This is a genomic window from Algoriphagus hitonicola, assembly GCF_900113375.1.
In the GTDB taxonomy this organism is placed as follows: Bacteria; Bacteroidota; Bacteroidia; order Cytophagales; family Cyclobacteriaceae; genus Algoriphagus; species Algoriphagus hitonicola.
Map to the genome: position 1 here is coordinate 47,201 of NZ_FOPC01000008.1, position 13,094 is coordinate 60,294.

Here is a 13,094-nt window from a genome sequence, read left to right on the forward strand (position 1 = left end):
TTTAGCTTAGTTTTTTTGAAATATCTCCCATGATCGACTCGGCATGCACAATGGAGTTCTCGATGAAAAACTCCCGAGTATTCAATCCTCCGCAGACTACTCCCGCTAGGTAAACACCCGGTACATTGGATTCCTGATTGGCTTGGTCGTAGCAAGGCTGGCGCTTTTCGTCCAGCGATAATTCCACTCCCAACTGATCCAAGAGTGCAAAATTGGGTTTGTAGCCCGTCATGGCCAGTACAAAGTCGTTTTCGATCGTGACCTCGCCATCGGGAGTTGCAATGACCACTTCCTTTTCCCGGATTTCCTTGACTTTGGAGCGGGTAAAGGCTTTGATGCTGCCTTCCTTGATTCGGTTCATGATATCGGGGCGAACCCAATATTTCACATTTTCATCGACCTCATCTCCGAGTAACACCATGCTCACTTCGGCACCCTTGCGCCAAGTTTCTAGGGCTGCATCCACGGCCGAGTTGGCCCCGCCGACCACCAATACTTTTTGGGCGATAAATGGCCAGGGCTCCTTATAATAGTGCATGACTTTGGGGAGATCTTCGCCGGGTACATTCATTAAGTTGGGCAAATCATAAAAACCAGTAGCCAGTACGATTTTCCGGGTTTGGTATTTACCTTTTACTGTGGTGATCAGGAAATTTTCCCCAGATTTTTCTAAGGTTTTTACTCCCTCGTAGAGATTTACATTGAGCTGAAAATGGGAATAAATGCGACGGTAATATTCCAAGGCTTCTGTCCGGGTGGGCTTATTTTCGATTGACATAAATGGGATTCCAGCCATCTCCAGGCGATCCGATGTGGAAAAAAATCGCATATTGATCGGGTAATTGTAGATGGAATTGGTCAAAGCGCCTTTTTCTAAAATCAAGTAATCCAATCCCTGTTTTTGCGCCTCCACGCCACAAGCCAATCCGATCGGACCTCCTCCTACGATGATTACATCAAAAATTTTATCCCTCATTTTTATCTAGTTTAAATTGCTCATGCGTATCGCTGAAGATTTGCTCGTCCCAGTCATAGCTTCTTTCTGTAATAGAAATCTCCCCGGATTTGTTCCAAATTATCGAGCTTGCGGAGCGAGTACCATAGTTTCCATTGGCTCGAATGAGTTGGGCAGAAAGCGCGATTTCCAGTTCTTTGGGCGCTCCGGTGTCAGGAAGCTTTTCGACCGGATAGGTTTCTTTGGATTTGAGAATTTGTAGGAGATTTTGATGAGAAATCTCTTGATCTAATGTTTCTTTCAATTGCTGGTTTGCTAAAGTTGTTTTTGGCCAGGGCTCATTGATCAGTCCATTGCTCAGACCGTGAATTCCGGGTTTGACTTCATTAATTCCCAAACCAAAATTACTGAAATACAAGAGTTGATCACCATCTGAAACCAGCAGATTAAAACCCTCATAGCGGTTTTTTACTTTTTCGATTTCTTTCAAATAATCCTCTGGCGAAATGGAATCTTCCAGAAAATCCTGCACCAATTTGCCACGGGAAATTTTCCCATGTCCCATTTTTCGAAAATCCCGAAAATTGGTCAGCAGGGACCAGCGTCCATTGGGATGAACACCCATCCAAGTGCCACCGCTTTTCAGGTCTTTTCCTCCAAAAAAACCAGCATCCCACTGGTGAAGCTTTGCCGTGGGCCGCTCAAAAAACTCATCCCGATTGGCGGAAATGAGTAAGGGAAATTCTGCATGTTCTTTCCAGGAAAAGGTAACCAAACACATAATTTAAAGATAAAACAAAAAGGCTGTCTAATAAATAGCTTTAATGTCAGGCTGAGCGGAGTCGAAGGCCATTTCTAACGTCCTAGCCCACATTTCGACTTCGCTCAATGTGACAATCTTCTCTTTTGAGACAGCCTCCTTAGGGTGAATTAATCAACTTTTACCTCCTCGAGGCTTGGGTAATCGGTGTAACCTTTTTCACCGGGAGTGTAAAACGTATCTTGGTCCCAATCTGCCAACGATGCGTTTTGGGCAAAGCGCTCAGGCAAGTCTGGATTGGAAATGAACGGTTTACCAAACGCAACGGCATCAGCCAAACCGTCTTCGATGACTTGGTTTCCGCTTTGCTGATCAAAATTGCTGTTGATGATCAAGGTTCCTTTGTACATCGGACGATAGCGTTTTGCGATGTTAGGTTCCAAAAACTCCACTTCAGACACATCTGTAAAGGGCTCAGATAAATGCAAATAAGCCAGATCGTATTCGTTGAGTTTATTCACGATATAATCGAAAGTAGGGATGGTCTCCTCATCGGCTTCCATGCCAAATGCTCCGTGAAGAGATGGGTTTAGACGCAGACCGATTCGGTTTTCCGGCATGACTTCCTTGATCGCATCAATTACTTCGAAAAGAATTCGAGCCTTATTCTCGATACTTCCTCCGTACTGATCTGTCCGCTGATTGGAAGAATTGTTGAAAAACTGATGAAGTAGATAGCCATTGGAAGAGTGAATTTCCACTCCGTCAAACCCGGCTTCCATCGCATTTTTAGCTCCATTTTTGAAATCTAAAATAGTCTGCTTGATGTCTTCCAAAGTCATTTCTTTTGGGGCTACGGTTTCCTTGAAGCCCTCTGGGGTATAAGATTTTGAATTGGGATTGACTGCGGAAGGTGCATGGGGCAATTCGCCGTTGTGAAAGTCAGGGTGTGAAATTCGACCCACATGCCAAAGCTGAATGAAAATGTGACCGCCTTCTGCGTGGACAGCTTCGGTTACTTTTTTCCAACCCTCTACTTGAGCCTGTGAATAAATGCCTGGGGTATTGATGTAACCCACTGCCTTTTTGGAGATCTGAGATCCTTCAGTGATGATCAATCCGGAAGAAGCGCGCTGTTGATAATAGTTGACGTGTATGGCATAAGGCGCATTTTCTGGATTATCCGCCCGGCTTCGGGTCATGGGTGCCATAAATACGCGATTTTTTAAATTCAAATCTCCCATTACTAGCGGAGATAAAAGTGCTTGCTTACTCATAAATAAATGTTGGTTTAGCTTTTTAAAATCTATGTATATACAACTAATTAGCTTTTGTGATAGTTCATTGAATCAAAAAAAAGCCATCGGAGATGTCCCCGATGGCTTGGATTGAATTTTTGATTTGGATTAGAAATTAACCGTCACTTCATTGGAGCAAGTGGAAGTTCCTGCTTCACATACTTGATAAGTGAGGGTTCCGCCACCGCGATTATTGGTTTGGTCGGTATAACTGGTGCCGGATACCGTAGCGATTTTGCTTCCATTTCTGTAGATGTCCACATTTCCGGTGTTTCCGGACCAAGACAGATTAGCTCCCCATCGACCCTTTTCTTTAAATCCATTGGCAGAAAGATCAATAGATGCTGGGTCCTCAGGTTCTGGATATGGCTCAGGGTCTGGCTCAGGATCAGTTCCTCCTCCGCCATCAGTGGTACCGAGAGAATAAAGCATGTGATTGTTTGCAGAATTTGAGTTAGTTACCACGCCTTTGGTAGAAGTGCTGCTGATAAAATCATAAACTTCTTGTGCGCTTGCATTTGGATTGGTTTCCAAAAACAGAGCCGCCACCCCAGCTACATGAGGGGAAGCCATAGAAGTACCGCTGATAGTATTGGTTCCAGTTGTGCTGGTGTACCAAGCGGCTGTAATACCCCTGCCTGGTGCAAAAATATCTACACAGCTTCCATAATTAGAAAAGCTAGATCTACTATCTGTTTTGTCTGTGGAACCTACCGTGTAGGCATTAGCCGCGCTGGAAGGAGAGTAGTTGCAGGCATTTGCATTTGAATTACCCGCAGCTACCATGACGGGAACCCCTGCATTGTACATTTTGGTGACTGCATCATTTATGGAAGAGCTTGCTCCCCCTCCCAATGACATATTAGCGACGGACGGCCCATTTGCATTAGCTGCTACCCAGTCCATTCCAGCAATCACCCCACTGAATGTCCCTGATCCATTACAGTCTAATACTCGTACTGCTACGAGATTGACATTTTTGGCGACACCGAAAACTGTGCCCCCTACTGTTCCTGCCACGTGAGTACCATGCCCGTTACAGTCTTCGGAGTTTCCCCCAAAGGCATCAAAACCTCGCTGTGCACGACCTCCAAACTCCACATGGTCTGTCCGGATTCCCGTATCGATGATGTAAGCTGTGACTCCCTGTCCTGTGGCAGTGTAGGTATAGGATGCATCAAGCGGGAGGTTGGTTTGATCGATCCGGTCGATTCCCCAAGTAGCTTGATTTTGTGTGGTAGAATACTTGGTGACTATTCCATCAGGTTCGATGTATTTGACTTTTGGGTCATTTTCTAACTTCCGTAGCTGCTCCTGATCAAGCTCAGCAGCAAATCCAGAAATCAAGCTTCCATAAACTCGATCAATTTGAGATTCTTCCAAATCATATCGAGCAGCAAAATCATTGGCTACTACACGCATGCCTGCTTGGGCACTTTCGTAATCTTTGGTTTTCCTAAACTGAATGTTGCTCTCATTCAATACCACAATGTACCTTCCCGGAATAATCTCGGATTCTTGGCTGTTTGCTGCCAGTTCGGGATCTGTCAAATTAACCGTCTGCTCTGTATCCGTACAGGCAAAAACTGAAAATGCGAGACCAAAAAGTAAGAACCATTTGGCCTTGGTGAAATTTTTAAAATGTTTCATCTTTTTATTAGTTGATGGTTTATGAAAGTAAGTTATATTTTATTTTGAAAAAAAGGTAAAAAAAGAAATAAAAAAGTGCTCAAAATAATTTTAGCAAATTAAATAATGTTTTTGTTTCGCTATTTCGGTTTTTTATATACGGAAATTGAGCTTTCATCCTTTTTTCTAAAAATTATTTTTTTCGCTTTCACAGCAGGAAATAAATCAAACAGACTATAATCGGGGTAAAAGTTCAATTTAAGCAGACTTCTGTCTCCACTCGTCTGTTTTGTGCGAAGCGAAGCCCCTTCTCCAATATAAAAAGATATTTTGCTACTGGTATAGTCCCGTAAAATCATCTAAAAAATCTGTTAAGCCTCCACAAACCAGGATTTAAGATTTTTTAATACGATAATTATCGCACTTTTTTTTGAAATTACGATTCGCTTCGTATAACTTTGTACGAAAGCTATCGTATAACACGTCATGAATAAACCAACCGAAGCAGAATTAGAAATTCTTTCACTTCTCTGGGAAATGAAAGAAGCCAGTGTCCGGCAAATCCACGAGCGATTGGCTGAGACCAAGGAGACCGGTTACACGACGACCTTAAAAATCATGCAAATCATGCATGCCAAAGGGTTGTTGGACAGAGATGATCAAAGTCGATCTCATATCTATCGGGCAAAGATCAAAAAAGGGGACACTCAAAAGTCTCTCTTGAAAAATCTGATGACCACCGCTTTTGGAGGTTCTTCCAAAAATTTGGTCATGCAGGCCTTGGGACAGGATAATCCTTCTCGTGAGGAACTCGATGAAATTCGCGCGTTTTTGGATGATTTAGAACAAAAGAAATCATGAATTTATTAAACGACTGGCTACCCGAAAGTTTACTTCAGGTCCTCGGTTGGACCTTGGTGCATTCTGTTTGGCAATGGATCATCTTGGCGGGATTGCTCTGGGGAGGATTAAAAATCTTTGCCCACAAATCCCCGCAATTCAAATACAAGTTGGCCTTGGCAAGTCTTGGCTTGGGATTTTTGACGAGCGTGGGGACGCTTTGGTACGAATTGAATTTAAACTCCCTGAGCAATGCCTCTCCGGTGGCTGTTTTGATCGATTGGAATGCCCAAATTGGTGCTACGGATAGTCCATCACTACTGTCCGATTTTACCGCTTGGATAGAAAGTCTACTGCCATTTTTGGTCAATGTCTGGTTTTTTGGGGCAGTGCTGTTTTTGGTTCGGTTGTTTACCAATTTATCAGCTGTCAGAAATCTTCGAAATCAAAGTCAAGCCAATAAAGATCAAGGACTTCAGAAATTAGTTTCTGAAATTTCCACGAAAATGGGGATGGTCAAAAATCCCCAGCTGAAAATAACTGCCGACGGACTTTCGCCAATGGCCATGGGGCTAATCAAGCCGATGATTTTGATTCCTGCAGGCTTGATTTTTCAGCTTTCTCCAAGGCATTTGGAAGCTATTTTGGCACACGAACTCGCGCATATCAAACGGAATGATTATTTGATCAACCTGATTCAAACGGTCATGGAAGTATTGTTTTTCTATCATCCCTGCTTTTGGTGGATCAATCAGACCATCAAGGAGCTCCGGGAAAATGCCACAGATGATTTGGCTATTTCCTCTGGAGTAGCACCTCAAGTGCTGGCAGAGGCATTGGCTGAAGTGCTCAATTACGCAAATGAACAAACCCCCGAACTCGCTTTGGCAGCAGCCAAAAAAAGAAATCCAACGCTAAACCGAATCCGAAGAATGCTGGGACTTCCCGCTCAAAACTATCCACAAAACCCTATAATCACTATTCCTATGATTTTGTCATTGATCATCAGTGCGAGCCTGATTACGGCAGCACAGCAAGTGGACCAAGAGTCCCTTAATGAAATACTTCCTGAGATTGCCTTGGAAAATCCCATGTTGGATGCATTTTCCAGCATAGCTCCCCTGCAAGCTGCTATTCCAGCGGATACGACATCGGAGGAGAAGAAAAAAGTCGTCGTCATTAGTAAAGAAGACGGGAATCAAGCTTGGACGGATGAAAATGGAAATCAGGTAGTGATCCGGCAGCGTGGAAACAATAATTCCTTTGTATTCCGAATGAATGGAGATACCCTGATCGTAAATGGGGACACTACCTTCAATTTCAGCAAAATCATGAATCTGGATGAGATTCCGACGATGGATTTTGAAGATTTTCCTGAAATTGTAATGGCGCCAATGACTCCTATGCCTCCTTTTCCAGAAGGGTTTATGCAGGATTTTGACATGGATTTCTTTCCCCCCGATGCACCTTTTGTTTTCGAGTTTGAAGGGGAAGCACCTGGTGTATTTTTCTTTTCAGACACCACCAAAATGACTGAAGAAGAACGCAAAGATTGGCAGAGAAAGCATGAAGAGCGCATGAAAGAATTTAGCGAGCGAATGGCAGAAAGATCCACCGAATGGAAGGAGAGAATGGCGGAACTCCAAGTACGTCAGCAGGCCCGAATGAAAGAGTGGGAAGCTGAAATGGCTCCAAAAATGAAAGAGTGGGAAGAGAAAATGAAAGCTTGGCAAGAAGAGCAGGAGCCACGAATGGAGGAGTTTCGGGCCAAAATGAAGGAATGGCAAGAATCCAATGAGCCCAAAATGGAGGAGTTCCGAAAAAAGATGGAAGCCTGGGAAAAGGAAAATGCCGAAAAGATGGCAGAGTTCAAGAAATCCCTCGAAGCCGAACTCGAAAAAATGAAAAAGGAAAAAGATAATTAATTTGTGTGTTGATGTCTTTGGAAAAGCCCCGGTCGATGATCGGGGCTTTTTTTATTGTGGAGGGCTCAAAGTGATTTTGAAGAATTTTTCTGGGAAAATCTCCCACTTTTTACCCTTGACTTTTTTTTGAATCTCGTAGAGAATGTGATTCACTTTTGAAAAGCATAAAATTCCCTCAAAATCAGGCATTTTTTACTTGCATTGGCCAGCATCTAAGCAATTGAGAACCAAGTAAAAAATCCAAGAAATTTTTGTCAAACTATTGGGTAGAATCAATCTTTTGGCTACTTTTAGTCCAAAGTGGGAAAAAGTGGGGCAAAGTGGTAGAATGTGAAAATCATTTTATTACTTTTGTTTTTACTAAAAACTCGAAAAAGCACTAGGAAGAAATGTTCAACAGCCATTACGATTGTAAGCTAGATCCGAAAGGTCGTCTGGCCCTGCCGGCAAAGATTAAGGCAGCGGTTCCAGAGGCCAATGGGACTACTTTGATGCTTCGGATGGCGGAGGATCGATGTCTGGCTCTGTATCCCATGGTCGAATACAAAAAGCTGGAGAATCAGATCAAATCCCTGAATATTAATAATCCTGAGCAGCGCGCCCTTCAGCGGGCATTTTTCAATACGGTAGTCGATGTGGAGTTGGATAGTGCAGGAAGGCTTTTGATACCCAAATCATTTCAGACCTATGCTGGTCTCGAAAAAGATGTAGTAGTCGCCGGAAACGGAACACGAATAGAGATTTGGAGTCCTGAAAATCATGCGAAACACGTCATGCCGGATCCGGCGGATTTGTCCGCGTTGATGGAAAAATACCTCTCATAAGCCATGACAGCAGCTGTATACCATATCCCAGTGATGCTAGCCCAATGCACTGAAGGCTTGGCTATTGATCCGAATGGGACCTATGTGGACTTGACTTTTGGTGGAGGGGGACATTCCAGAGCGATATTGAATCAATTGGATCGAGGTCATCTCTATGGTTTTGACCAGGATGAGGATGCCTTGGCCAATGTGCCGGATGATCCCAGATTCACTTTCGTTCAGGCTAATTTTCGGGATCTTAAAAAATACCTCAGGCTTTATGGAGTGAAGCAAGTCGATGGGATTTTGGCGGATTTGGGGATTTCGTCCCATCAGATTGACGAACCCAGCCGAGGTTTTTCGACCCGATTCCAAGGGGAATTGGACATGCGAATGAATCAATCGGCTGCTGTGAGTGCCAAGGAGGTGCTGAATACTTATGATGAAGGAAAGCTTCATCGCATTTTAGGAATGTACGGCGAAGTGAAAAATGCCAAGACTTTAGCTCAGGCTATTGTCTCCGAACGAAATCAATCGCCTTTTTCCTCAACAGAAGGCTTTACGGCTTTCCTGAAAAAATTTGCTCCCAGAGGCAAAGAGTTTAAATATTTCGCACAGGTATTTCAGGCACTTCGAATAGAAGTCAACGATGAAATGGGGGCTTTGGAAGAAATGCTTTTAGAAGCAGTTGAGGTATTGAAGCCAGAAGGCAGATTGGTGGTGATGAGTTACCATAGCCTCGAGGATCGCTTGGTCAAAAATCTGATTCAAAAGGGCAAATTCCATGGGGAATTGGAAAAGGATTTTTACGGAAATCCCATTCGCCCACTGGAGCCAGTTAGTCGGGGTGCGGTGGTGGCTGATGCTGAGGAGATCGAGGCAAATCCACGTGCCCGCAGTGCCAAATTGAGAATCGCAAAAAAGGTAAAGCTATGAGTCAAAATACCTTTCGTAAGAAACTGAAAAGCGGAAACAAGCCCAAAGCTGGGTCTGGAAAGACCATTTTTACCTGGATTGAGGAGAAACTCGATGTGACCAAACTCCTCGGTGAGGGTGTTCCCGTGCAGTTTGTCCCGCCGGTTTCTTTTGTGGTGCTTTTGGGACTTATTTATATCTGGGGAAATCACCGGGCAGATAATATGGTCCGCAAGATCGAAAAAGTACAACAGGAAGTGGAAGACCTCCGGGCCGATGTCACTACACTGGAAGCAGAATATATGCTGAGTAGCATGCAGTCCGAACTGGCCAAAAAAGTGGCCAATCAAGAAATTGTAGAATTAGAACAACCACCCATTAAAATAACCCTGAAAGATTGAATATTAAGCGTTCCATAGTGCTCCGAGTAAGGATAGTTTTTATCCTGATTGCGCTTGCAACAGCGGCAATACCGATGCGTATTGCTACGATTCAGTTTGAGCAGGGAGATAAATGGCGCGCTAAAGCCGAAACGATCAACTTTCAATATCGGGAAGTCCCTGCCACCCGAGGCAATATTTATGCAGGAGACGGGAGTTTACTGGCGACGAGTTTGCCTTTTTATCGCGTGGCGATGGATCCCACGATGGCTAAGGCCGAGCGTTACAATGCTGGAATCGATTCTCTAGCCAGATTATTATCCGGATACTATAAGGACAAATCGGCGGGAGTGTACAAGCGCTTGATCACGGATGCCCGTCGGGATAATAAGCGATACATCGTGCTCAACCGCAAGCAAGTAGGCTATCAGGATATGCAGAAAATGTCCCAATGGCCGATTTTCCGTGATGGCCGATTGGGAGGAGGAGTGCTTTTTGAAAAAGTGGAAAAGCGGTATCGGCCATTCAGTTCATTGGCAAGTCGCACGGTGGGCTTTTTAAATGAAAATGAATACGGAGCGGGTATCGAATATAGCTTTAATGAATACCTCAAAGGTCAGGATGGAAAGGCACTTTTTCAGCGGTTGGCTGGGGGTGTGTGGAAACCCGTCTTCGATGCAGAGGATGTCAAACCTGAGGATGGTTACGATATCTTGACGACCTTGGATGTCAATATTCAGGATGTGGCAGAGAAAGCTTTGCTTCGCCAATTGATGAATCGGGATGCTGCTTTTGGATCGGTGATAGTAATGGAGGTGAAGACAGGAGAGATCAAAGCGATCACGAATCTTCAAAAAAATAAAGGAAGTAATACCTACGGTGAAAACTACAATTTTGCCATCGGAGATCAGGGTAATACCGAGCCTGGATCGACTTTCAAACTGCTGTCGATGCTGGCGCTTTTGGAAGAAAATAAAGTGAGTTTGGAGGAAAAAATCGAGACAGGAACGGGTTCGCACCGATTTTATAATCAAACCATGCGGGATGCCAAAAATGGAGGATTTGGAACAATCACCGTTCGCGAAGCTTTCGAAAAATCCTCCAATGTGGCCATTTCCAAACTAGTGGATGCCCACTTTGGCTCCAGTCCATCGAAGTTTATGGCCTATATCGAGAAGGTGGGTTTGGATCAGCCTTTCGGGTTTCAGCTGGCAGGAGAAGGAAAACCATTTTTCAAAAAGCCCGGAGCCAAAGATTGGTATGGAACCTCACTTCCTTGGATTTCTATAGGGTATGAAAGTAAAATGAATCCCATTCACACCCTAGCACTTTACAATGCTGTGGCCAATGATGGAGTGATGGTCAAGCCCTACATCGTCAGAGCCATTGCCAAAGGAAATACCATCGAACAACAATTCGGGACCGAATACATCCGCAAGCAAATTGCTTCCGAAAAAACGATCAAAAATCTTCAGGAATTGCTTCAGGGTGTCGTGGACAATGGCACAGCCAAAAACATTGCCAATGCAGATTACAAAATAGCCGGAAAAACAGGCACTGCTCAGAAAATCGTCAATGGTCGATATACTCAAAAATACTACACCAGTTTTGCCGGCTATTTTCCAGCGGATCGGCCTAAATATTCCATGATCGTAGTGATCGATAGTCCTACTGGTTTTGCGGCCTATGGAGGAGATGTTTCGGCTCCGGTTTTCAAAGAAATCGCAGATCGGATTTATGCTTTGGACATGGAATTGAATCCCAGCAGTCAGGAAAAAATCCTTCGTGCTGAGGCTTCACAATCGATACTTCCGGAAGTGAAAGCCGGACGGGCTGAAGAAATCTACCAAATATTGGATCAGTTGGGGCTCAAATCCAGCCCGGTCCAGTCAGAAGAATGGGTAAAAACTGTGGCCCAAAATGATCAGGTGAAATGGAAGCCCAATGATACCGATCAGGCGACCGTTCCGGATGTGTCGGGACTGCCGCTTCGAGATGCCCTTTTCATTCTTGAAAACAAAGGAATAAATGTGAATTACAGTGGCAAAGGACTGGTTCGTAGCCAGTCGATTGATCCGGGGACCAAATTGACTCCGAATTCCACTATTAATCTTGTCTTAGGATAATGACCGTGCTCAAAGACATATTATATAAAGTATCCCTGATTTCCACCACCGGTGACATGGAAGTGGAGATCAAGAACATTGTTTTCGACAGCAGAAAAGTCGAAGAAGGATCGCTCTTTGTCGCTATACCCGGTACCCAGGTAGATGGGCATGAATATATCCCAAAAGCCGTTGAGAATGGCGCTAAGGTGATTGTTTGTCAACAGCTCCCCGAAGATAAATCCACTCAAGTCACTTGGGTGCAGGTCAAGTCTGCGGCAAAAGCTCTGGGCATCATGGCCTCTAATTTTTACGACAATCCATCTCATCAACTGAAAGTAGTTGCTGTCACCGGTACTAATGGAAAAACCACGACGGTCACCCTGCTCCATCAGCTATTTACGGCGATGGGTTACAGCACGGGATTGCTTTCGACAGTGGAAAATAAAATCAAGGAAGAGGTGATTCCGGCAACCCATACCACTCCGGATGCAATCAGTGTTCAGGCATTGCTTCGCAAAATGGTGGATGAAGGCTGTACGCATTGTTTTATGGAAGCAAGCTCCCATGCGATTGTGCAGGAACGGATCGCTGGATTGAAATTGATCGGGGCGGTATTTACCAATATCAGCCATGATCACCTGGATTATCACCAAACCTTTGACGAATACATCAAGGCCAAGAAAAAATTATTCGATGATTTGCCAAAAGATGCCTTTGCTCTGATCAACGGTGACGATAAGCGCGGGACTGTCATGCTGCAAAACAGTAAAGCGGTCGGTCAATTCTTTGCTTTGAAAAGTCCAGCAGATTTTAAAGCCAAAATCCTATCCAATACACTAGAAGGATTGGAATTGGATATCAACGGACGGCAGGTTTGGTTTCGACTGATTGGAGCATTCAATGCATACAATATCCTCGGAGTTTTAGGCACTGCAGTGCTTTTAGGAGAAGACGAAGATGAGGTCATGCAGGTCCTTTCGGGAATAAGAGGTGCCAAAGGAAGATTTGATCGGATATCTATCGGTGGTGTAACTGCCATTGTGGATTATGCGCATACGCCGGATGCCTTGGAAAATGTACTCAAAACCATCAATGGAGTCCGTACAGGAGGAGAGCAATTGATCACTGTGGTCGGATGTGGAGGAAACCGGGACAAAACCAAGCGTCCCATTATGGCAAAGTTGGCTGTGCAGGAAAGTGACAAGGCAATTCTCACTTCTGACAATCCGCGATTTGAAGAGCCAGGGGCTATCCTGGAGGATATGCAAGCTGGGGTAGGACCCAGTGATCTTCGCAAAACGCTGACCATTGTGGATCGCAAAGAAGCCATTAAAACCGCATGTATGCTTTCCCAAGCTGGAGATATCATCTTGATCGCCGGGAAGGGCCATGAAGACTATCAGGAAATCAAAGGAGTAAAGCACCACTTCGATGATGCTGAAGTAGTTAGTGAATTTTTAAACCAATTGACCAAGAAATAA

At 44.3% G+C, this 13,094-nt stretch carries 11 protein-coding genes; 7 read left to right on the forward strand and 4 right to left on the reverse strand.

Annotation, left to right across the window (positions count from 1 at the left end; genetic code table 11):
• Position 1 precedes the first annotated feature (1 nt).
• From BM043_RS11810 to BM043_RS11825, 4 genes are all read right to left on the reverse strand, one after another.
• Complete coding sequence (locus BM043_RS11810; protein ID WP_092791894.1) at positions 2-976, reverse strand: YpdA family putative bacillithiol disulfide reductase; 975 nt, start codon at positions 974-976, stop codon at positions 2-4.
• Positions 966-1,736 (reverse strand): NRDE family protein, encoded by a 771-nt coding sequence (locus BM043_RS11815; RefSeq protein WP_092791896.1) that lies wholly within the window; start codon positions 1,734-1,736, stop codon positions 966-968. The genes BM043_RS11810 and BM043_RS11815 overlap by 11 nt, the downstream gene beginning before the upstream one ends.
• 149 nt (positions 1,737-1,885) lie before the next feature.
• Positions 1,886-2,992, reverse strand: a complete 1,107-nt coding sequence (locus BM043_RS11820; protein ID WP_092791898.1) for an alkene reductase — start codon at positions 2,990-2,992, stop codon at positions 1,886-1,888.
• A 129-nt stretch (positions 2,993-3,121) separates the two neighbouring features.
• On the reverse strand, positions 3,122-4,663 hold the full coding sequence (locus BM043_RS11825; RefSeq protein WP_092791900.1) for a S8 family peptidase: 1,542 nt from the start codon (positions 4,661-4,663) through the stop codon (positions 3,122-3,124).
• Positions 4,664-5,128: 465 nt separating this feature from the next.
• Between BM043_RS11825 and BM043_RS11835 the strand changes: the two genes are divergently transcribed.
• From BM043_RS11835 to BM043_RS11865, 7 genes are all read left to right on the forward strand, one after another.
• Positions 5,129-5,503: a BlaI/MecI/CopY family transcriptional regulator gene (locus BM043_RS11835; RefSeq protein WP_092791903.1), complete on the forward strand. Its 375-nt coding sequence runs from the start codon at positions 5,129-5,131 to the stop codon at positions 5,501-5,503.
• Positions 5,500-7,407: a M56 family metallopeptidase gene (locus BM043_RS11840; protein WP_092791905.1), complete on the forward strand. Its 1,908-nt coding sequence runs from the start codon at positions 5,500-5,502 to the stop codon at positions 7,405-7,407. Before BM043_RS11835 ends, BM043_RS11840 begins: the two co-directional genes overlap by 4 nt.
• A gap of 389 nt (positions 7,408-7,796) precedes the next feature.
• Positions 7,797-8,231 carry a division/cell wall cluster transcriptional repressor MraZ gene (mraZ, locus tag BM043_RS11845; RefSeq protein WP_092791908.1) on the forward strand — a complete coding sequence of 145 codons (435 nt, stop codon included), beginning with the start codon at positions 7,797-7,799 and terminating at the stop codon, positions 8,229-8,231.
• A 3-nt stretch (positions 8,232-8,234) separates the two neighbouring features.
• The gene (gene rsmH, locus BM043_RS11850) at positions 8,235-9,146 is read left to right on the forward strand and encodes a 16S rRNA (cytosine(1402)-N(4))-methyltransferase RsmH (RefSeq protein ID WP_092791910.1); all 912 of its coding nucleotides are present in this window, start codon (positions 8,235-8,237) and stop codon (positions 9,144-9,146) included.
• Positions 9,143-9,526, forward strand: coding sequence for an FtsL-like putative cell division protein (locus BM043_RS11855; RefSeq protein WP_092791912.1), 384 nt, complete (start codon positions 9,143-9,145; stop codon positions 9,524-9,526). Before rsmH ends, BM043_RS11855 begins: the two co-directional genes overlap by 4 nt.
• Positions 9,523-11,631, forward strand: a complete 2,109-nt coding sequence (locus BM043_RS11860) for a penicillin-binding protein (protein WP_092791914.1) — start codon at positions 9,523-9,525, stop codon at positions 11,629-11,631. Before BM043_RS11855 ends, BM043_RS11860 begins: the two co-directional genes overlap by 4 nt.
• The gene (locus tag BM043_RS11865) at positions 11,631-13,094 is read left to right on the forward strand and encodes a UDP-N-acetylmuramoyl-L-alanyl-D-glutamate--2,6-diaminopimelate ligase (protein WP_092791916.1); all 1,464 of its coding nucleotides are present in this window, start codon (positions 11,631-11,633) and stop codon (positions 13,092-13,094) included. Before BM043_RS11860 ends, BM043_RS11865 begins: the two co-directional genes overlap by 1 nt.

What these genes read in the sequence shown, in the direction of transcription:
- BM043_RS11855 (WP_092791912.1), top strand. Translation starts at nt 9,143, where the DNA reads ATGAGTCAAAATACCTTTCGTAAGAAACTGAAAAGCGGAAACAAGCCC.
- BM043_RS11865 (WP_092791916.1), top strand. Translation starts at nt 11,631, where the DNA reads ATGACCGTGCTCAAAGACATATTATATAAAGTATCCCTGATTTCCACC.
- rsmH (WP_092791910.1), top strand. Translation starts at nt 8,235, where the DNA reads ATGACAGCAGCTGTATACCATATCCCAGTGATGCTAGCCCAATGCACT.
- BM043_RS11825 (WP_092791900.1), bottom strand. Translation starts at nt 4,663, where the DNA reads ATGAAACATTTTAAAAATTTCACCAAGGCCAAATGGTTCTTACTTTTT.
- BM043_RS11820 (WP_092791898.1), bottom strand. Translation starts at nt 2,992, where the DNA reads ATGAGTAAGCAAGCACTTTTATCTCCGCTAGTAATGGGAGATTTGAAT.
- BM043_RS11835 (WP_092791903.1), top strand. Translation starts at nt 5,129, where the DNA reads ATGAATAAACCAACCGAAGCAGAATTAGAAATTCTTTCACTTCTCTGG.
- BM043_RS11815 (WP_092791896.1), bottom strand. Translation starts at nt 1,736, where the DNA reads ATGTGTTTGGTTACCTTTTCCTGGAAAGAACATGCAGAATTTCCCTTA.
- BM043_RS11840 (WP_092791905.1), top strand. Translation starts at nt 5,500, where the DNA reads ATGAATTTATTAAACGACTGGCTACCCGAAAGTTTACTTCAGGTCCTC.
- BM043_RS11810 (WP_092791894.1), bottom strand. Translation starts at nt 976, where the DNA reads ATGAGGGATAAAATTTTTGATGTAATCATCGTAGGAGGAGGTCCGATC.
- mraZ (WP_092791908.1), top strand. Translation starts at nt 7,797, where the DNA reads ATGTTCAACAGCCATTACGATTGTAAGCTAGATCCGAAAGGTCGTCTG.